The organism is Sphingomonas guangdongensis (genome assembly GCF_900199185.1).
Taxonomy (GTDB): Bacteria; Pseudomonadota; Alphaproteobacteria; order Sphingomonadales; family Sphingomonadaceae; genus Sphingomonas; species Sphingomonas guangdongensis.
Map to the genome: position 1 here is coordinate 1,248,044 of NZ_OBMI01000001.1, position 18,605 is coordinate 1,266,648.

The following is an 18,605-nucleotide window of genomic DNA, read 5'->3' on the forward strand; positions in this document are numbered from 1 at the left end:
CACCACGTCTACCGCTCAAGTCATACGATTCACGGCGTTACTGATCCGGGTGGCTCAGCGCCGCTCGTACTTCCAGTTGCGGCGCTTGCCCTCGCGCAGCCACGCGATCGCCTCGACCACCCGCTTGTCGCGCGTTTCCGGCCGCTTCGCCTCGCCGATCCACTCGCAGTACTCGCGCCGCTGGCCGGGCGGGAAGGCGTCAAAGGTCGCGCGGGCGACGGCATCGTCGGCGAGCGCTGCGGCGAGGGCGGGCGGAACCGCCGCGTCCGCCGCGGCGCCGTCGGCGACTCGGTTCACACGAGGCCTGGGCGCCGCAGCGGCCGCCGCCGCGATCATGGCCTCCATCGTCGCCGCGTCCGGCAGGTCGCCCAGAGTGATCAGCCGGCCGAACTGGCCGTCACCGTTCCAGAGGCGGAAACTCGCGTGCGCGCTGAACGCGGCCATGCCGGCGAGCGGACGGCCGGCCACCGAGAAGAAGGGGCGTCCCCACTTGATCGACTCGGTGACGTCGAAACAGGCGGCGTGAACGCGTGCCCGGAGCCAGCCGAGGATCGGCCGCGCGAACGGTGCTGCCGCGGCGATATAGGCATCGACGAGCGGGTCGGTCACGTGGGCAAGGCTGCCCGCGGCGACCGACCCGCGTCAAGCATCACGGATTGAGCGCGACCTCGTCGCCGTCGTCGAGCTCCTCGTCCAGGTCCTCGGCGTCGTCCTCGAAGTCCTCCTGGAGCGCATCCTCGTCCAGGTCTTCCTCGTCGGCATCGGCGTCCTCATCCTCCTCGCCGACCTCGTCGGAGAGCAGCGGGAGCGCGTCGCTGTCGTCGTCGTCCAGCGCATCACCGCCCAGATCGGGCGCGATGTCGGTCAGCAGCGTCCCGTCACTCGGCCCGTCGCGCGTCGCCTCCAGGATCTCGGCGCGCTGGCTCTCGTCGAAGCCGTCTTCTTCGAACCCGTCGTCGTTCGGACCTTGTTCGCCTACCTGATAGCCGCCCATCATCGTTCCTCACGCTCGCGCCGCGCAGGTGCGGCGGTTCAACGGACCGAACGGCGGCGGCGCGCCGGCGTTCCGCTCAGCCGGCAGAAATCGCCGGCTCATGCGCGGGACGGAACAGGCGCCCCTTCTCGGCGACCAGCACGACGATCAGCGCGAGCACACCCATGACGGTGAAGCCGATGTAGAGCGGGACGGTGGTGCCGTTGTACTGCTGGCCGACATAGGCGCCGATCAGCGCCGCCCCCAGTGTCGCGACGAAGCCCTGCAGGCTCGCCGCGGTGCCGGCGATGTCGCCCATGTTCTCCATCGCCATGGACGAGAAGTTGGAGGTCGCGAGCGCGAAGCACGCCATCATCAGCGCCTGCACGACGATGAAGTTGGCGAGGTTCTCCCACCCCGACAGCCCGATGACGAGGTGCAGCGCGGCGAGCAGGATGAAGCCGACCAGCGCCGAGTGCGAGATGAGGCGGGTACCGTAGCGCAGGACGATGCGCGAGTTCAGGAACGAGCCGACCGCCATGGTGCCCGCCACCGCCGCGAAGACCAGCGCGAGCAGGTGCGGCACGCCGAACACGTCGGTCACGATCTGCTGGATCGATCCGATGAACCCGAATAGCCCGCCCTGAAGCGCGGTCGCCGCGAGCGTGTAGCCGACGGCGTAGCGGTCGCGCACGACCCGGCCTGCGCCGTCGACGAGCAGGCTGAGCCGCAGCGGCCGGCGCTCGGCGACCGGCAGCGTTTCCGGCATGCGGACGAGGAACCAGAGCAGGATAACGGCGGTGACCAGCGCGATCCCGGCAAAGATCCAGCGCCAGTTGGCGAACAGCAGCACCATCTGGCCGAAGGTCGGGGCGAGCACGGGCGCCGCCATGAAGACGATGAAGGCGAGGCTCATCACCCGCGCCATGGCGCGCCCGGAGTAGCAGTCTCGCACCAGCGCGATCGTGACGGTGCGCGCCCCCGCCACCATCGCGCCCGACGCCGCGCGGGCGATCAGCAACAGTTCGAAGCTGCCGGACACGGCGGCCAGCAGGTTGGTGACGACATAGCCGACCAGCGCCACCGCCAGCACCGGTCGCCGGCCGAAGCGATCGGTCAGCGGCCCGTACACCAGCATCGCGCAGGCGAAGCCGACCATGAAGGCGGTGATGATGAACTGCCGGTCGTTGGCGTGCGCGACGCCCAGCGTCGCGCTGATCGCGGGCAGCGCCGGGAGCATCGAGTCGATCCCGAGTGCGGTCAGCGCCATCATCGCCGCGATCAGCGACACGAACTCGGCGAACCCGATCGGCGCCTGGTTGGCGCCGTCGTCGGCGACAGAAGGAGTGACGCTGGCCATGGCGGGCGATGTAGGGGCGCGCTACCCTCGCGTCGAGCCGCGATTATTGCGCCGCAGCAATCACCGCCGCTCGGCCGCGCTCTCGCTTCGCCGGGCCGCATAGCCCGCCGCCAGCGTGCCGCGCCAGGCCGGCCAGCCGCCGCCATCGGCCACCCGGCGCGCCATGCGGTAGACGATTGTCCCCTCCTGCGCGGCAGCGGCAAGGTCCCAGGCGGGGTCGAACGCGTCGCTGCGCTGATGATAGCGGTTGAGGTCATAGTCCGCGACCCAGGCGGTCCCGCGCGCGGCGCCGCCGTCGATCAGGTCGCGTCCGGCGCGGAAGTAGATCGCCGGCACGCCCGCCTCGGCAAAGGCGAGGTGGTCGGAACGGCTGTACCAGTTCTCGTCCGGCAGCTGCTCGGGCTCGACCGCCAGCCCCTCGCCCCGGACCACTTCTGCGAACAGGTCCTCCAGGTCGGTCCGCCCGGCACCGATCAGCTCCATGCTCCGGGTTGCGGACAGCGCCAGGTGCGGATCGAGGTTGAACACCGCCGCGGTGGTGGCGAGCGGGCGGACCGGATGCGCGGCGTAGTGATAAGCGCCGAGCAGCCCGTCCTCTTCCGATGTGTAGCCGATGAACAACAGGCTGCGCTGCGGCCGCGGTCCGCGGGCAAAGGCGCGGGCGACCTCCACCATCGTCGCGGTGCCGATCGCATTGTCGACCGCGCCGTTGCGGATCGTGTCGCCGCGCTCGTCGGGCACGCCGGTGCCATAGGCATCCCAATGCGCGCCGATCACCACCGTCTCGGCGGCCCGCGTCGTTCCGTCGAGGCGAGCGAGGATGTTGCGGGTGCGGAAAGGCCGCTCGGCCGCCCTGCCCGACAGCGACAGGGTCACGCCCGGGAGCGGCGTCGCGCGAAATCCGGGGCGCTTCGCCGCCGCCTCCAGCGCGGCGAAGTCGAGTCCCGCGGCCGAGACCAGCCGCCGGGTCGCGGCTTCGCTCAGCGTCACCGCCAGCCGCGCCGGTCCGGTCGGCGCCGGTGCCTCCGCCAGCCGGTAGCGCGGCTCGGCGGCGTAGAAGACCGTCGCCGACCACAGCCGCCTGGTCGCCGCCTGCTGGTGGACCTGGACCACCGCCGCCGCGCCCGCGGCATAGGCGTTGGCTGCCTTGGCTCGCGCAAGCGGGCTGCGCGCCGGTCCCCCGAATGGGCCGCTCGGCTGGTCGTAGTCGGGGTCGTTGGCGAGCAGCAGGACCACCTTGCCGGTCAGGTCGACGCCGGCGAAGTCGTCCCAGCCGAGCTCGGGCGCGCGGATGCCGAAGCCGCCGAACACGACCGGCAGGTCGGTGAGCGCGACGCTGCCCGCCTGGCCGAGCGAGGCGACCCAGTCGCGCGAGGTGACGAGCGCGACCGGCTTGCCCGCGGCGCGCGCGACCACCGCTGTACGCTGCGTGTCGACGCGGGTCAGCGGCACGTCCTGGAACCAGCTGCCGTTCGGTCCGCCGGGCTTCAGCCCGGCAGCGGCGAACGCGCGGCGCAGATGTTCCAGCGTCCGCGTTTCGCCCCGCGTGCCGGGGCCACGGCCTTCGAACGCATCACTCGACAGCGTGCGGACGTCGGCGCGGATCGCGTCCGCGCGGATCGGCGACTGCGCCGCCGCGGGCGCCGCCAGCAGCGCGGCGAGGAGGAGAGGCAGCAGTCGCATCATCATGACTTGTAGAGCGCGTCCAGCCGTCCGCCATAAGTCTCGCGCAGGATGTGGCGGCGGATCTTCAAGCTGGGGGTCAGCTGCTGGTTCTCGATGGAGAAGGGCTCGTCCGCCAGGATGAAGCGGCGCACCCGCTCGGTCACCGACAGGTCCTTGTTGACCCGCTCGACCGCCTGGCCGATCGCGGCCTTGTAGTCGTGGCTGCCGGCCAGCCCGGCGAAATTGCAGGTGGCGCCGTTCTTCGCACACCATTCCGCGGTCCACTCGGGATCGGGGACGATCACCGCGGTCATGTACGGCTTGCGGTCGCCCGCGATCATCGCCTGCGCGATCTCGGGCTGGAGGGTCAGCATCCCCTCGATCTTCTGGGGCGCGACATTGTCGCCCTTGTCGTTGACGATGATGTCCTTCTTGCGGTCCGTTATCCTGATCCGCCCGCACTCGTCGATCAGCCCGATGTCGCCGGTGTGGAGCCAGCCGTCCTTGAGGACGCGGGCCGTCTCCTCCTCGTTCCGCCAGTAGCCGTGCATGACGAGTTCGCCGCGCACCAGGATCTCGCCGTCGTCGGCGATCCTGACCTCCGTGTTGGCGAGCGGCGGGCCGACCGTGTCGTGCTTGAGGCCGGCGGCCGGGCGATTGCACGAGATGACGGGCGCGGCCTCCGTCTGCCCATAGCCCTGTAGGAAGCAGAGGCCGAGCGAGGAGAAGAAGGTGCCGACCTCCGGGTTGAGCGGCGCGCCCCCCGACACCATCGCCTTCAGCCGCCCGCCGAAGCGCTTGCCGATCTTGGGCTTGAACAACCGATCGACCAGCAGGCGCGACGGCCAGTCGAGCAGCCCCGCGGTGCCCGCCGCCTGCCTGGTCCCGACCGCCACCGCGCGGTCGAGCAGGAAGGTCGCGAGGCGCCCCTGCTTCTCGATGCCCTTGGTGATGCGGGTGCGCAGCACCTCGAACAGGCGCGGCACCACGACCATGATGGTGGGGCGCACCTCCTCGATGTTGGCGGCGAGCTTGTCGAGGCCTTCGCTGTAGTAGATCTGCCCGCCGAGCCCGATCGGAAAATGCTGTCCGCCGGTGTGCTCATAGGCGTGGGAAAGCGGCAGGAACGACAGGAAGATCTCGTCGTCCCAGCCGAAATCCTCCGAGATCACGGTGCAGCAGCCGTTGACGTTGTGGAGGATCGCACCGTGGTGCTGCATGACGCCGCGCGGGGATCCACCGGTGCCGCTGGTGTAGATGATGCAGGCAAGGTCGTCGCGCGTGGCCGTCGCCGCCGCCTCGGCCGCAGCGACATCGGCGGTGTGCTCGGCGATCAGCGTCCGCCAGTCGTGAAAGTCGGTGCTGCCCGACTGTGGCGGCTTCTGCTCGTCGATGCCGATCACGATCCGGGCATTGGACGCGCGCAGCACCGCGGGCATCAGCACCCGCGCGAGCTTCGCGGTCGATACGATCACGGCGCAGGCGCCGGAATTCTCAAGCACATGCTGGTGATCGCGCTCGGTATTGGTGATGTAGGTGGGAACGGTGACGCAGCCCGCGGCCATGATCCCGAGGTCGGAGATGCACCATTCCGGGCGGTTCTCGCTGACCAGCATGACGCGGTCGCCGGCGCGCAAACCGAGCGCGCGGAGCGCGGCGGCGAGGCTCGCGACCGCTTTCGCCGCTTCCGCCCAGCTCGTCGACTGCCACCGGCCGCCCGACTTCGCCCACAGGAACGGCGCGTCGCCCTTCTCGCGCGCTCGCGTAAAGAACATCGTGACCAGGTTGGGGAAGTGTTCGAGCTGGCGTGGCGGCATTGTCTCTCCTGCGCCTGTTGTAGCATCTCCGTTCGTCCTGAGTAGCCGCTGAGCCTGTCGAAGCGGCGTATCGAAGGATGCTTCGATACAGTGTCAGGTGAAACATGCCCCGCATGTTTCAGGATCGTCCGGGGGACGATCCGACCTGACACTCTTCGCCTTCGCTCAGTCTCTACTCAGCACGAACGATGGGGACCGTCACTCCGGCGGTGCGTTCGGGTCCTTGGCGAAGCGCGTGATCCGCGTGACGAACCCGGTCTCGTCACCCGCCACGCCTTCGCTGCGCGGATCGGCACCGCCGACCCAGCGCCCGCCGACCCACTCGACCGCATTCGCCTTCAGCCCGAGCGGCGCGACCGTGACCCGCTCGCCGAGTGCCGCCAGCGCAGGCACCATCGCCGCGCGCTCGGTTCCCGCCTCCGCGACGCCGCCCGGCCCCGGCGCGTAGAGCAGGCCCATCGCGATCGCATCCTGCGCAGTCAGGCCGAAATCGACCACGCCCATCACCGCCTTGGCGATCTGCGCGATGATCGTCGGGCCGCCGGCCGCGCCGACCGCCAGCCGTACGCGTCCGTCCGCGTCGTAGACGATGGTCGGCGCCATCGAGCTGCGCGGCCGCTTGCCGCCCTCCACCCGGTTGGCGACGAGGTAGCCGTCCTTGACCGGCACCGTGTCGAAGTCGGTCAGTTCGTTGTTGAGGACAATGCCGTTCACGGTCAGCCCCGAGCCGAACACCCCCTCGATCGTGGTGGTGACCGCGACCACGTTGCCGGCGCGGTCCGCGACCGACAGGCTGGTGGTGCCGGGCGTCTCGGCGGGCGCGGCACGCACCCGCGGCGGCGCACCGGGCGGCGTGCCGGCCGCGATCGTCGCCATGGTCGCGGTGGGGGAGATCAGCGCGGAGCGGCTGGCGAGGTAGGCGGGATCGAGCAGTTCCGCGACGGGCACCTGCACATGGTCGGGATCGCCGATGTAGAGGTTGCGGTCGGCATAGGCGAGGCGGGACGATTCGGCGAACAGGTGCCACGCGGTCGCGCTGCCGCGGCCCAGCCGTGCGAGGTCGAACCGCTCGAGCTGCTTCAGGATCATCAGCACGGTGAGGCCGCCCGACGACGGCGGGCCCATGCCGCAGATCCGGAAGCTGCGGTACGGCACGCAGACCGGGTCACGCGGCTTGGCGGCATAGCTCGCGAGGTCGCCCGCCGTCATGCTCGACGGGTTGCGCGGCGCGGTGGTGACCGCAGTGACGAGCGCCTGCGCATCCGGCCCCACGTAGAAGCTGTCGGCCCCGCGCTGCGCAAGCCGCTCCAGCAGCGCGGCCTGCGCGGGGTTGCGGACGGTCGCGCCGGCCGGGAGCGGCGTGCCGCCGGGCGAGAAGATCGCGCGCAGTTCGGGCACGATGTGGGTGCCGTTGCGGGCGAGCCCGGCGACGAAGCGGGGCGAGAGCTGCCAGCCCCCTTGCGCCAGCCGGATCGCGGGAGCGAACAGCCGTGCCCAGGGAAGCTTGCCGCCGCTCGCGTGCGCCATAGCCATGCCGCGCAGCGCGCCCGGCACGCCGACGCTGGTGCCGCCCGCGACCGCGGTGCGGTGATCGAGCGGCCGGCCGTCGGCGCCGTAGAACAGGCGTGGCCCCGCCGCCATCGGCGCCGCCTCGCGCGCGTCGATCGTGTCGAGCGCGCCGCCCGCCGCCTGCCGCACCCAGAAGCTGCCGCCGCCCAGACCCGAGCTTTGCGGTTCGACGACGCCGAGCGCCAGCATGGTCGCGATTGCGGCGTCGGTCGCGCTGCCGCCCGCGCGCAGGATCTCGACTCCGGCCGCGACGGCGCGCGGGTCGGCGGCGCTGACCATCCCGGGAGCGCTCGCGGGCGCGGGCGCCGGCGACACCGCGGGCGTGGGCAGCGGCGCAGGAGCGACGGGGGCTGCCCGATCGGCGACGGGGGCGCAGGCGGCGGCGAGCAGGGCCGCCGCTAGAACAAGAGCTCTCATGCGCGGGACCCTAGGCCCGCGCTCCCGCACGTCAACGCGCTACGCTGTTCCCACTGCATCGGCGACGTGGGCGAACCCGTCGCGGGCGAGCAGCCGGTCGAGCCCTTCCGCGATCCGCCGCGCAAGGCCCGGCCCCTCGTACACCAGCGCCGAGTAGAGCTGGACCAGGCTCGCGCCCGCGCGGATGCGGGCGTACGCTTCCTCCGCGCTGCCGATCCCGCCGGCGGAGACGAGCGGGATCGCGCCGCCGGTCGCGTGGCGGAAGTCGACCAGTCGCTGGCGAGCGAGCGGCGCGAGCGGGGCACCGGACAGGCCGCCACCTTCCTTCGCGTTCGCCGACCTGAGCTTCGGACGCGATACCGTTGTGTTGCTGACGATCAGCGCATCGATGTGCGCGTCCGCCGCCGCGCGCGCGATGTCGTCGATCTCCGCCGGTTCCAGGTCCGGCGCGACCTTCAGGAACAAGGGCACCAGCCCGCGCGCGCCGGTGGCCGCGACCAGCAGCTCGCGCAGCGCCGCGCCCTTCTGCAGGTCGCGCAGGCCCGGCGTGTTGGGCGAGCTGATATTGATGGTGACGTAGTCGGCGACCTTGGCCGCGCAGGCGACGCCGTGGGCGTAGTCGGCGACCCGGTCGCCGGAGTCCTTGTTCGCGCCGACGTTGACGCCAAGCACCCCGGGCCAGCGCTTCCCGAGCCGCGGGATGGCGGCGTCGAGCCCGCCGTTGTTGAACCCCATGCGGTTGATGACGCCGCGATCCTCGACCAGCCGGAACAGCCGCGGGCGCGGGTTGCCCGCCTGCGGCTTGGGGGTGAGCGTGCCGACCTCGACGCTGCCGAAGCCCAGGCCGAAGAAGCCGGCGACCGCCTCGCCATCCTTGTCGACGCCGGCCGCGAGCCCGACCGGGTTGGGGAAGTGCAGCCCGGCGACGACCTGCGCCAGCCGCGGGGTGGTGTGGACACGGCCGGTGCGGCTGCCCGCGGCCGACAGCGCACGGATCGTCAGGCGGTGCGCGCGTTCGGCATCAAGCGTGAACAGCAGCGAATGGTACCACTTCATGGAGGCGCCTCTTGCCGGTTGACGGCACGCGGCGAAACCCCCATCTGCCCAATCGGACGATATTGGTCCGATTTTGAGAACGTCTCGCAACATGCGCCTCACCGCCCAGGCAGACTATGCCGTCGTGATGATGTCGGCCGCCGCGCGCCATTGCGGCGGCGCGGCGCGGCTGAACGCGACGACGCTCGCCGGTGAGACGGGGCTGCCGCTCCCCACCGTGCAGAAGCTGGTGAGCCGCTTGTCCGCGGCCGGGCTGATCGAATCGTCGCGCGGGACCGGCGGCGGCTTCCGCCTCGCGCGCCCGCCCGCGTCCATCACCCTCGCCGACATCATCGAGGCGATCGAGGGGCCGATCGGCCTCACCACCTGCGTCGACGCCGACCGTCACGAATGCGCGGTGGAGGGCAGCTGCGGCGTCCGGCCGCACATGCCGCAGATCAACGGCGCCGTTCGCGGCGCGCTGGCGGGCGTCAGCCTCGCTTCCCTTTCCGCCGGAGTGCCCGCGTAATGGCCACCAAGAATGCCGAGGCCTATGCGGCCGTATCCAAGAAGTACGAGTGGGGCTTCGCCACCGAGATCGAGCAGGACTTCGCGCCCAAGGGGCTGAACGAGGACACGGTCCGCTACATTTCCGCCAAGAAGGGCGAGCCGGAATGGATGCTAGACTGGCGGCTGAAGGCGTTCCGCCTGTGGCAGACGCTGGAGGCGCCCGACTGGTCGAAGCTGAACGTGCCCCCGATCGACTATCAGGACGCCTATTACTACGCCGAGCCCAAGCAGAAGAAGACGATCGCGAGCCTCGACGAGCTCGATCCCGAGATCCGCCGGACCTACGAGAAGCTCGGCATCCCGATCGCCGAGCAGGAAGTGCTCGCCGGCGTCGAGGGGGCAAGGAAAGTCGCGGTCGACGCGGTGTTCGATAGCGTCTCGGTCGCGACCACCTTCCGCGAGGAGCTGAAGGCGGCGGGCGTCATCTTCCTGTCGATCAGCGAGGCGATCCGCGAGTATCCGGATCTGGTCCGCAAGTGGCTCGGCAAGGTGGTGCCGCAGCGCGACAACTATTTCGCGACGCTCAATAGCGCGGTCTTCTCCGACGGCACCTTCGTCTACATTCCCGAGGGCGTGCGCTGCCCGATGGAGCTGTCCACCTACTTCCGCATCAACGCGGAGAACACCGGCCAGTTCGAACGCACGCTGATCGTCGCCGACAAGGGTGCGTACGTGTCGTACCTGGAGGGCTGCACCGCCCCGATGCGCGACGAGAACCAGCTCCACGCGGCCGTGGTCGAGCTGGTCGCGCTCGACGACGCCGAGATCAAGTACAGCACGGTCCAGAATTGGTATCCGGGCGACGAGAACGGCGTCGGCGGCATCTACAATTTCGTCACCAAGCGCGCGCTGTGCCAGGGCGCGCGGAGCAAGGTGTCGTGGACTCAGGTCGAGACCGGCAGCGCGATCACGTGGAAATATCCGTCGTGCGTGCTGAACGGCGAGGATTCGGTCGGCGAATTCTACTCGGTTGCGGTCACCAACAACCGCCAGCAGGCCGACACCGGCACCAAGATGATCCACAACGGCAAGGGTAGCCGCTCGACGATCGTGTCGAAGGGGATCAGCGCCGGCCGCAGCGACAACACTTATCGCGGGCTCGTCCGCGTCGCGCCGGGCGCGGAGGGCGTGCGCAACTTCACCCAGTGCGACTCGCTGCTGCTCGGCGACCAGTGCGGCGCCCACACCGTGCCGTACATCGAGGTCCGCAACCCCTCCGCGCAGATCGAGCACGAGGCGACCACGTCCAAGATCAGCGAGGACCAGCTGTTCTACGCCATGTCCCGCGGCCTCGATCAGGAGGCGGCGGTCGCCCTGATCGTCAACGGCTTCGCGCGCGAGGTGCTTCAGCAGCTCCCGATGGAGTTCGCGGTCGAGGCACAGAAGCTATTGGGGATTTCGCTTGAGGGGAGCGTGGGGTGACCCTGGGGCTCTGGTCCACCTTCGCGATCGCAATCGCGCCGGTCTCATCTCCTTCGCCTCTTGAGCCGCAGGACACACGCCCGTTTGAGCTGGCGGACGCCAATGACAGGCTGAACAGCGACTACCAGCGCGTGCTCGCTCGGCTGCGCGACGAGGACCGGCAGACGTTGCGCGCCGCGCAGCGTGTCTGGCTGACCTTTCGCGATGCCGACTGCAAGCTGGCGATCGCCGACGTGCGCGATTGCTTGATCCAGCGCACTGACGAACGACAAGCGCAACTGCGCTCGACCAGTTACACCGACCGGGCCGGACGCGTCTTCTCTCTGGATACAGAATGATGCTCAAGATTGAAAACCTCCACGCCGAGATTGACGGCAAGCCGATCCTCAAGGGCCTCTCGCTCACCGTGAACGCGGGCGAGGTGCATGCGATCATGGGCCCGAACGGCGCGGGCAAGTCGACGCTCGGCTATGTGCTCGGCGGGCGGCCGGGGTATGAGGTGACGGATGGGAGCGTGCACTTCCTGTCTCCCCTCCCTTCAAGGGAGGGGCCGGGGGTGGGTGGTGAGACTCACGACGGCTCCTCGAAGAACCGACCCACCCCCGGCCCCTCCCTGTCAGGGAGGGGAGAAGGCGAGTGGATCGACCTCCTCGCCCTCGAACCGCACGAGCGTGCGGCCGCGGGCGTGTTTCTCGGCTTCCAGTACCCGGTCGAAATCCCGGGCGTGTCGAACGTCCAGTTCCTGCGCGAGTCCCTAAACGCCCAGCGCAGCGCGCGCGGCGAGAAGCCGCTCTCCGGGGCTGAGTTCCTGAAGCTCGCGCGCGGTGAGGCGGACAAGCTCGGCATGGATGCCGAGATGCTGAAGCGCCCGGTCAACGTCGGCTTCTCGGGCGGCGAGAAGAAGCGCAACGAGATGGTGCAGATGGGGATCATCGATCCCGCCTTCGCGATTCTGGACGAGACCGACTCGGGTCTCGACATCGATGCGCTCCGCATCGTCGGCGACGGCATCAACCGGATCATGCGCGCCCACACCAAGGCGGTGCTGCTGATCACCCACTATCAGCGGCTGCTCGATTACGTGAAGCCGGACGTGGTTCACGTGCTGGCCGACGGGCGGATCACGCGCTCGGGCGGACCGGAGCTCGCGCACGAGCTGGAGCGCGAAGGCTACGGGGCGGTCGCCGAGGAACAGATGGCGTGATCCTCGCCGCGCTCCTCCTGCTTCAGACCGCGCCGAGTGACGACATCGTCGTCACGGCCGGGCGTCTGGAGCGCTTCAAGGCGTCGCTGACGGCGAACGGCTGTAAGGTCCGCACGTCGACCGGGGACGCCGCGCTCGATCGGATCGGGTGCGAGGCGATGCAGACCTGCTTCCCGCAGTACCAGTCGCGCTACCAGGCGACCGGTGAGCGGCGGCTGAAGGCGTCGACCAGGAAGGTCATGCGCGCGGCGCTCAATGGTGAGCTGACGAACTGCGTCGACGGCGAGCACCGCCGCGGCATCGCGGCGCTCGCTGCCGCACGAAAGGCGACCAATGGCTGACGTGCTCGAATTGCCTGCCCCGCGCGGCGAGGCGTGGCGCTGGTCGGCGCTCGATCGGCTGCGCGCGGTCGCGGCATCGCCCGCAGGTGCGCCGCCGGCGGTGCCGCTGCTCGATCTGGGCGGCGCGCGCCTCGTGTTCGTCGACGGCGTGCTCGACGAGGCGGCCAGCACGCCCGGCCGCGTCAGCGTGTCGTCGCTGTCGCTCGCCACCGATCATCCGCTCGGCCGACAGGCGACGGGCACCGGCTGGTCGCTGACGCTGGATGCGGCGCAGGCGGAGACGCCGATCGAGATCGTTCACGTCGCGACCGGCGGCGCCAACCACCTGCCCGCGCGCATCGTGCTCGGCGAGGATGCGGTCGCGAGCGTGGTGGAAACCTTCGTCGGCCCTGGCTGGACCAACCGGCTGCTTCAGGTCGAGCTAGCGCGCTCGGCGCGGCTGCAGCGCGCGGTACGCGTGCTGGGCGGCGACGGCTTCGTGACCACCCGCGACGAGGTGCAGGTCGGGCAGGGTGGCAGCTATGTCGCCTGCGCCCTCGCCGCCGGGTGCAGCGGCGTGCGGTTCGACGCGGCGATCACGCTTGGCGGTGATGAGGCTTATGGAGAGATGGGCGGCGTGCTGCTGACCCGCGAGGAGGAGCGGCACGAGTGCGCGGTGCGCGTCCGCCACGCGGCCCCCAACGGCCAGTCGCACCAGACCTGGCGCGCGGTCGCCGCCGACACCAGCGTCGCGAGCCTTGCCGCCGCGGTCGAGGTCGCGCGTCACGCGCAGAAGACCGATGGCGAGCAGAGCCTGCGCGGCCTGCTGCTCCAGCGCACCGCGACGGTGAACCTCAAGCCCGAGCTGGAGATCTTCGCCGACGACGTGAAGTGCGCGCATGGCGCAACGGTGGGTGAACTGGACGCACGCGCACTGTTCTACCTGGCCTCGCGCGGCATCGCGCCGGCCCGCGCCAAGGCGCTGCTGACGCGCGCATTCGTCGCCGATGCGCTTGATCGTATCGGAAACGAAACGATCCGCGACGCCTTTGCCGAGGATGCCGACCGCTGGTTGGAGCAGGCGCTGTGAGCCCGGCGAACTTGGCCTCACCTTTGCCTCACCTTTCGGCCGCTGCGCCGCTCGATCTGCTCGCCGACTTCCCGGCGATCCCGGCCGGCTGGTCGTACCTCGACACCGCCGCCACCTCGCAGAAGCCGCAGGCCGTCATCGACGCGATCACCCGCGGCTACGGTGAAACCTACGCGACCGTCCACCGCGGCGTGTACCAGCGCTCGGCCGACATGACCCTGGCGTACGAGGCCGCGCGTACCCGCGTCGCGCGCTTTATCGGCGGCAGGCCGGAGGAGATCGTCTTCGTCCGCGGCGCGACGGAGGGGATCAACCTGGTCGCCGAGTGCTGGGCCGCGACGCGGCTCCAGGCGGGCGACCGCATCCTGCTGTCGCAGCTGGAGCACCACAGCAACATCGTGCCGTGGCAGATGGCCGCCGAGCGGGTCGGCGCGGCGATCGACGTCGTGCCGCTCACCCCCGACCACCGCATCGACCTCGACGCGATGGCGCGCATCCTGACCGACCGGCACAAGCTGGTCGCGCTCGCCCATGTCTCCAACGTGCTCGGCTCGGTGCTCGATGCGAAGCGCGCGACCGAACTGGCGCACGGGGTCGGTGCGACGATCCTGATCGACGGGTGCCAGGCCGTGCCGCGCCTGCCGGTCGATGTCGCCGACATCGGCTGCGACTTCTACGTCTTCTCCGGCCACAAGCTCTACGGCCCGACCGGGATCGGCGTGCTGTGGGGGCGCGCGGAGCTGCTGGAGCGGATGCCGCCTTACCAGGGCGGCGGATCGATGATCGATCGCGTCTCGTTCGAGCGGACGACCTATGCGCCGCCGCCGACCCGGTTCGAGGCGGGCACGCCGCACATCGTCGGCGCGCTCGGGCTCCACGCCGCGATCAATTACGTCGACGCGATCGGACTCGACCGCATCCACGCGCACGAGACGGCCCTGGTGCGGGAGACGCGCGCGGCGCTTGCCGGGCTCAACTCGGTGCGGCTGTTCGGGCCGGAGGACGCGGCCGGGATCGTTTCCTTCGCGGTCGAGGGGGTGCATCCGCACGACGTCGGCACCATCTTGGACGAGGCGCGGGTCGCGATCCGCGCCGGCCACCACTGCGCGCAGCCGCTGATGGAAACGCTGGACGTCCCCGCGACTGCGCGGGCGAGCTTCGGCGTCTACAACGGCCCGGCCGATGTCGCGGCGCTGGTGGCGGGTATCGAGCGTGTGACGAGGATTTTCGGATGAGTGATCGGATCGTGGTGGAGGAAGTGGAGGGCGTCGCCCCGCCGCCGCGCGCGCGCGTCGAGGACGCGGTCGAGCCGCAGGAGCGCAAGCGGGATTACCTCGCCGGTTTCCTCGCCCAGAAGCCTGCCGAGCTCTCCGCGGGCGAGCCAGGGGGCGAGACCTACGAGGCGATCATCGCCGCGCTGCGCGAGATCTACGATCCCGAGATCCCGGTGAACATCTACGAACTCGGCCTGATCTACGGGGTCGAGGTGGCGGCGGACGGCCATGCCGCGGTCACCATGACGCTGACCACGCCGCACTGCCCGGTCGCGGAATCGATGCCGGCCGAGGTCGAGCTGCGCGTCGGCGCGGTGCCGGGGGTCGGCACGGTCGACGTCAACCTGGTGTGGGACCCGCCGTGGGACCCGTCCAAGATGTCGGACGAGGCCAAGCTCGAACTGGGGATGCTATGACCACCGCCACCCGCGTCCGTCCCGCCGCGCTGACGCTCACCCCGCGGGCCGAGGCGCGCATTGCCGACCTGATGGCGAAGGCACCGGAGGGCGCCGTCGGCGTCAAGCTGTCGACGCCGCGCCGCGGCTGCTCGGGGCTCGCCTACTCGGTCGACTATGTGACGGAAGCAAAGCCCTTCGACGAGGCGATCGCAACCCCGGCCGGCACCTTCTACGTGGACGGCGGGTCGATCCTCTACCTGATCGGATCGACGATGGACTGGGTGGAGGACGACTTCACCGCCGGCTTCACCTTCGACAACCCCAACGCCAAGGGCGCGTGCGGCTGCGGCGAGAGCTTCACCGTCTGACCATCGTCGCGCCGACGTGGCGCTCACCGCGCGCGTCGGCGAGCGCGGACTGGCGCGCCCGCTCGGCCGCCGCGGCGCGCTGGCGTACGTCGCGATCGGCGTGGCAGTGGGGACAGGCGACGCCCTCCTCATAGAAGGGTGAGGCGCGATCGTCGGGGCCGAGCGGCTCGCGGCAGGCGCGGCACTGGCTGTGGGTGCCGGGCGTGAGCCCGTGGCCGAGCGCGACCCGCTCGTCGAACACGAAGCACTCGCCCTGCCACCGGCTCTCGGGCGGGGGAACCTGCTCCAGGTACGACAGGATGCCGCCTTTCAGGTGATAGACCTGGTCGTGACCCACCGCTCGGGCAAGCGCAGTCGCCTTCTCGCAGCGGATGCCGCCGGTGCAGAACATCGCGATCCGCTTGCCCTCCAGCGCCGTGCGATGGTCCTCAAGCCAGGCCGGGAAGTCGCGAAAGGTCGCGAGCTCTGGATCGATTGCGCCGGCGAAGCTGCCGATCCGCGTCTCATAGGCGTTGCGGGTATCGATCACGACCGTGTCGGAATCGGCGATCAGCGCGTTCCACTCGCTTGGCGCGACGTGGGTGCCGACCGTTGCAGGATCGAGCGCGGGCATGCCTATCGTCACGATCTCCGCCTTCACCCGCACCTTCATGCGGTGAAAGGGCAGCGCCGCTGTGCGCGACTCCCGCACGTCCAGATCGGCACAGCCCGGCAGCGAGCGGATGTGACCGAGCACCGCGTCGATCCCGCGGTCACTTCCCGCGATCGTGCCGTTGATCCCCTCCGTCGCCAGCAGCAGCGTGCCGTGGACCGCGTGGGCGCGGCAGACGGCGAGCAGCGGCGCGCGGACCGCATCGGGATCAAGCGGGGTGAAGCGGTACAGCGCGGCGACACGGATCGGGAGGACGGGATCGGTCACGTGCGAGCCGGATTGAGCGGTGGTGCCTAGGGACGGGATCGAACCGCCGACACTGCGATTTTCAGTCGCATGCTCTACCAACTGAGCTACCTAGGCGTTTCCGGCGAAGCGGAAGGCGGGCCTTAGTCGCGGTCGCCGGCGCTGTCCAGCCCCGGATCGGCGGCGGGCCCGGGAATCTTGTACCCCTCGCCGAGCCACTGGAGCAGGTCGCGATCGCGGCAGCCCTGGCTGCAGAACGGGGCGTGGGCTGCGGCGGTGGCGGCGCTACAGACGGGGCAGCGGTTACGGGTAGCGGGCCTGGACATGCCCGGCCGATATGGCGCGCGCCGGATCGGCTCGCAAGGCGACCGGAGCGCCGATCCGCGCGGCGAGCGTCTGCAGCCAAGCCGGCCTTTCCTCCAGCGCCGCGATCACCGCCGGCGCGGCAACCAGCGTCCGCTCGCCCGCGCCGGTCGCGCGCTCGGCCTGGCGCAGCAGCGCGCGGGCTTCGGCAAGCGGACGCTCCATCGCATAGAGCTCGGGCAGCGAGCGGCGGCGGCGCGGTCGCACGATCTGGAGGAAGCCGAAGCCGTTAACCGCGGTCCGCTCGAACGGGAGCGGCATGGCGGCATCGACTACGGCTGCGACGGCGAGCCGCGTCGCCTTGTCGCCTGCGTCGGGCAGGTCCATGCCGATCGACCCGGCGAGGTCGAGCCGCCGGATCGCCTCCGCGCCCGCACGTGCGCCGGCGAGTGCCAGAGCGGCCGGCGCGAGCGTGCCGTCGACGTCGATTAGCGTCATTGCCGAGGTGAGCGCGACGTCGAGGCTGCCGCCGGTGAAGTCGACGTGCCCGGTCGCAGCCTGCTCCAGCAGCTCCGACCAGCCGGCCGCTTCCAGAACGTCGGTGTCGGTGTGCCGCAGCACGCGCGCGTCGGCGGGTACTGCCGGGTCCGGCGAGGCCTCGCCCCGTGGCGGCCGGGCACGCGCGCGCTTGGGCTTGCCGGTCTCGCCGATCGCCGGGCGGACGATCTCGACGCGGGTGAGCGCGCCCTGCGTGACGCCAGCGGGCAGAGGCGCGACGATGGCCTCGCCGCCGTCCCACGCGACGATGCCTTGATTGCGATCGGGCCAGCGGACGACCAGCCGCGCGTCGATCAGCGTGCCCGCACGAAGGTCTCCGTCGGGCAGGACTCGGGCCTCAAGGATGCGGTCGCCTTCGATCAGCGCGGCGCGGGTCTCCCCGATGCCGTGCTCGACCCACCACTCAGCCAAGCGCGAACCCGGCGGTCGCAAGCATCGCGCGCGTCTCGAACAGTGGCAGGCCGACCACGGCGGAGTGGCTGCCGGACAGGAAGCGGACGAACGCCTCCGCGCGGCCCTGGATGGCGTAGCCGCCGGCCTTGCCCATCCCCTCGCCGCTGGCGACGTACCAGTCGACCTCGGCCGCGCTCAGCCGCTTGAAGGCCACAGTAGTGGCGGCGTGGCGGACGCGAACGGTACCTGCACGGTCGATCACGCAGACGCCGGAGACGCACTGGTGACGGCGCCCGGAGAGCAGCGCCAGCATGCGGCGCAGGTCCGCCTCGTCAGCTGGCTTCTCGAGGATGCGGCGGCCGACCGCGACCGTCGTGTCGCCGGCGAGCACGACCTCGTCCGACGCCCGCTCGACGGCACGCGCCTTGTGCTCGGCAAGGCGGCGGACATAGGCGACGGGCTGCTCGCCGGTCAGCGGCGTTTCGTCGATGTCGGGAGCGGCGACGCGCGCGGGCGTCAGCCCGAGCCGCCCGAGCAGCTCGCGGCGGCGTGGCGAGGTAGAGGCGAGGACGAGCGCGGGAGCGAGCCGGGGCTCACCGGCGGTCGTCAGGACTGCGGCCCCGGTCCGCCGCGACCCGGCATGAAGCGATAGGTGATGCGGCCCTTGGTCAGGTCATAAGGGGTGAGTTCCACCAGCACCTCGTCGCCGACCAGCACGCGAATGCGGTTCTTGCGCATCTTGCCTGCGGTGTGGCCCAGGATCTCGTGATCATTCTCCAGCCGGACGCGGAACATGGCGTTCGGCAGCAGCTCGACCACCTGGCCGCGCATTTCCAGCAGTTCTTCCTTGGCCAAACAAACCTCTTTCTGGTGCAAGGCGGCGCCCCCGGCCGCAGGCGCGGCCCTTAGCGGACGGACACGGTAAAGGGAAGCGGCGTGCCGAAGCGACCGCGCCCTGAAAACTTAGGGGC

Annotated in this window: 21 protein-coding genes and 1 tRNA gene; 9 read left to right on the forward strand and 13 right to left on the reverse strand. The window is 70.6% G+C overall.

Translation table 11 applies throughout. From position 1 onward, the window contains the following. Window positions 1–54: 54 nt before the first annotated feature. The 7 genes from CRO12_RS06110 to CRO12_RS06140 all read right to left on the reverse strand — a co-directional run bounded on the left by CRO12_RS06110 (window position 55) and on the right by CRO12_RS06140 (window position 8,857). The gene (locus CRO12_RS06110; protein ID WP_097063047.1) at window positions 55–609 is read right to left on the reverse strand and encodes a YdeI/OmpD-associated family protein; all 555 of its coding nucleotides are present in this window, start codon (window positions 607–609) and stop codon (window positions 55–57) included. Between the two features lie 40 nt (window positions 610–649). After that, complete coding sequence (locus tag CRO12_RS06115; RefSeq protein ID WP_097063048.1) at window positions 650–994, reverse strand: DNA primase; 345 nt, start codon at window positions 992–994, stop codon at window positions 650–652. A gap of 76 nt (window positions 995–1,070) precedes the next feature. Continuing rightward, window positions 1,071–2,333 (reverse strand): multidrug effflux MFS transporter, encoded by a 1,263-nt coding sequence (locus CRO12_RS06120; RefSeq protein ID WP_097063049.1) that lies wholly within the window; start codon window positions 2,331–2,333, stop codon window positions 1,071–1,073. A 60-nt stretch (window positions 2,334–2,393) separates the two neighbouring features. Then, window positions 2,394–4,016, reverse strand: coding sequence for a M28 family peptidase (locus CRO12_RS06125; protein ID WP_179640882.1), 1,623 nt, complete (start codon window positions 4,014–4,016; stop codon window positions 2,394–2,396). Between the two features lie 2 nt (window positions 4,017–4,018). Next, window positions 4,019–5,815 carry an AMP-dependent synthetase/ligase gene (locus CRO12_RS06130; RefSeq protein ID WP_097063051.1) on the reverse strand — a complete coding sequence of 599 codons (1,797 nt, stop codon included), beginning with the start codon at window positions 5,813–5,815 and terminating at the stop codon, window positions 4,019–4,021. 198 nt (window positions 5,816–6,013) lie between these two features. Continuing rightward, the gene (ggt, locus tag CRO12_RS06135) at window positions 6,014–7,801 is read right to left on the reverse strand and encodes a gamma-glutamyltransferase (protein ID WP_179640883.1); all 1,788 of its coding nucleotides are present in this window, start codon (window positions 7,799–7,801) and stop codon (window positions 6,014–6,016) included. 39 nt (window positions 7,802–7,840) lie between these two features. Beyond that, on the reverse strand, window positions 7,841–8,857 hold the full coding sequence (locus CRO12_RS06140) for a quinone-dependent dihydroorotate dehydrogenase (protein ID WP_097063053.1): 1,017 nt from the start codon (window positions 8,855–8,857) through the stop codon (window positions 7,841–7,843). 91 nt (window positions 8,858–8,948) lie between these two features. Here CRO12_RS06140 and CRO12_RS06145 point away from each other — a divergent pair, with 91 nt between their 5' ends. The 9 genes from CRO12_RS06145 to CRO12_RS06185 are packed head-to-tail and all read left to right on the forward strand — an operon-like array spanning window position 8,949 to window position 15,482. Continuing rightward, the gene (locus tag CRO12_RS06145; protein ID WP_097063054.1) at window positions 8,949–9,365 is read left to right on the forward strand and encodes an RrF2 family transcriptional regulator; all 417 of its coding nucleotides are present in this window, start codon (window positions 8,949–8,951) and stop codon (window positions 9,363–9,365) included. Next, window positions 9,365–10,828 carry a Fe-S cluster assembly protein SufB gene (gene sufB, locus CRO12_RS06150; protein WP_097063055.1) on the forward strand — a complete coding sequence of 488 codons (1,464 nt, stop codon included), beginning with the start codon at window positions 9,365–9,367 and terminating at the stop codon, window positions 10,826–10,828. The genes CRO12_RS06145 and sufB overlap by 1 nt, the downstream gene beginning before the upstream one ends. Continuing rightward, entirely contained in the window at window positions 10,825–11,166 is a 342-nt protein-coding gene (locus tag CRO12_RS06155) for a lysozyme inhibitor LprI family protein (RefSeq protein WP_097063056.1), read from the forward strand. Before sufB ends, CRO12_RS06155 begins: the two co-directional genes overlap by 4 nt. Next, window positions 11,166–12,032 (forward strand): Fe-S cluster assembly ATPase SufC, encoded by an 867-nt coding sequence (gene sufC, locus CRO12_RS06160; RefSeq protein WP_097063383.1) that lies wholly within the window; start codon window positions 11,166–11,168, stop codon window positions 12,030–12,032. Before CRO12_RS06155 ends, sufC begins: the two co-directional genes overlap by 1 nt. Beyond that, window positions 12,029–12,373, forward strand: a complete 345-nt coding sequence (locus tag CRO12_RS06165) for a hypothetical protein (RefSeq protein WP_097063057.1) — start codon at window positions 12,029–12,031, stop codon at window positions 12,371–12,373. Before sufC ends, CRO12_RS06165 begins: the two co-directional genes overlap by 4 nt. Continuing rightward, window positions 12,366–13,442 carry a SufD family Fe-S cluster assembly protein gene (locus CRO12_RS06170; protein WP_097063058.1) on the forward strand — a complete coding sequence of 359 codons (1,077 nt, stop codon included), beginning with the start codon at window positions 12,366–12,368 and terminating at the stop codon, window positions 13,440–13,442. The genes CRO12_RS06165 and CRO12_RS06170 overlap by 8 nt, the downstream gene beginning before the upstream one ends. 23 nt (window positions 13,443–13,465) lie before the next feature. Beyond that, window positions 13,466–14,677 carry a cysteine desulfurase gene (locus tag CRO12_RS06175; RefSeq protein WP_097063059.1) on the forward strand — a complete coding sequence of 404 codons (1,212 nt, stop codon included), beginning with the start codon at window positions 13,466–13,468 and terminating at the stop codon, window positions 14,675–14,677. After that, complete coding sequence (locus CRO12_RS06180; RefSeq protein WP_097063060.1) at window positions 14,674–15,132, forward strand: SUF system Fe-S cluster assembly protein; 459 nt, start codon at window positions 14,674–14,676, stop codon at window positions 15,130–15,132. The genes CRO12_RS06175 and CRO12_RS06180 overlap by 4 nt, the downstream gene beginning before the upstream one ends. Continuing rightward, on the forward strand, window positions 15,129–15,482 hold the full coding sequence (locus tag CRO12_RS06185) for a HesB/IscA family protein (RefSeq protein ID WP_097063061.1): 354 nt from the start codon (window positions 15,129–15,131) through the stop codon (window positions 15,480–15,482). Before CRO12_RS06180 ends, CRO12_RS06185 begins: the two co-directional genes overlap by 4 nt. Here CRO12_RS06185 and trhO read toward each other — a convergent pair. The 6 genes from trhO to infA form a co-directional block, all read right to left on the reverse strand. Beyond that, window positions 15,472–16,401: an oxygen-dependent tRNA uridine(34) hydroxylase TrhO gene (gene trhO / locus CRO12_RS06190; protein ID WP_179640884.1), complete on the reverse strand. Its 930-nt coding sequence runs from the start codon at window positions 16,399–16,401 to the stop codon at window positions 15,472–15,474. The genes CRO12_RS06185 and trhO overlap by 11 nt on opposite strands. 20 nt (window positions 16,402–16,421) lie before the next feature. After that, window positions 16,422–16,497: transfer RNA gene (locus CRO12_RS06195), tRNA-Phe, on the reverse strand. A 26-nt stretch (window positions 16,498–16,523) separates the two neighbouring features. Beyond that, on the reverse strand, window positions 16,524–16,706 hold the full coding sequence (gene yacG / locus CRO12_RS06200; protein WP_097063063.1) for a DNA gyrase inhibitor YacG: 183 nt from the start codon (window positions 16,704–16,706) through the stop codon (window positions 16,524–16,526). After that, the gene (locus tag CRO12_RS06205; protein ID WP_097063064.1) at window positions 16,684–17,652 is read right to left on the reverse strand and encodes a ribonuclease; all 969 of its coding nucleotides are present in this window, start codon (window positions 17,650–17,652) and stop codon (window positions 16,684–16,686) included. The genes yacG and CRO12_RS06205 overlap by 23 nt, the downstream gene beginning before the upstream one ends. Then, the gene (locus tag CRO12_RS06210; RefSeq protein WP_097063065.1) at window positions 17,645–18,244 is read right to left on the reverse strand and encodes a Maf family protein; all 600 of its coding nucleotides are present in this window, start codon (window positions 18,242–18,244) and stop codon (window positions 17,645–17,647) included. The genes CRO12_RS06205 and CRO12_RS06210 overlap by 8 nt, the downstream gene beginning before the upstream one ends. Next, window positions 18,241–18,489 carry a translation initiation factor IF-1 gene (infA, locus tag CRO12_RS06215; protein ID WP_097063066.1) on the reverse strand — a complete coding sequence of 83 codons (249 nt, stop codon included), beginning with the start codon at window positions 18,487–18,489 and terminating at the stop codon, window positions 18,241–18,243. The genes CRO12_RS06210 and infA overlap by 4 nt, the downstream gene beginning before the upstream one ends. Window positions 18,490–18,605: the final 116 nt, after the last annotated feature.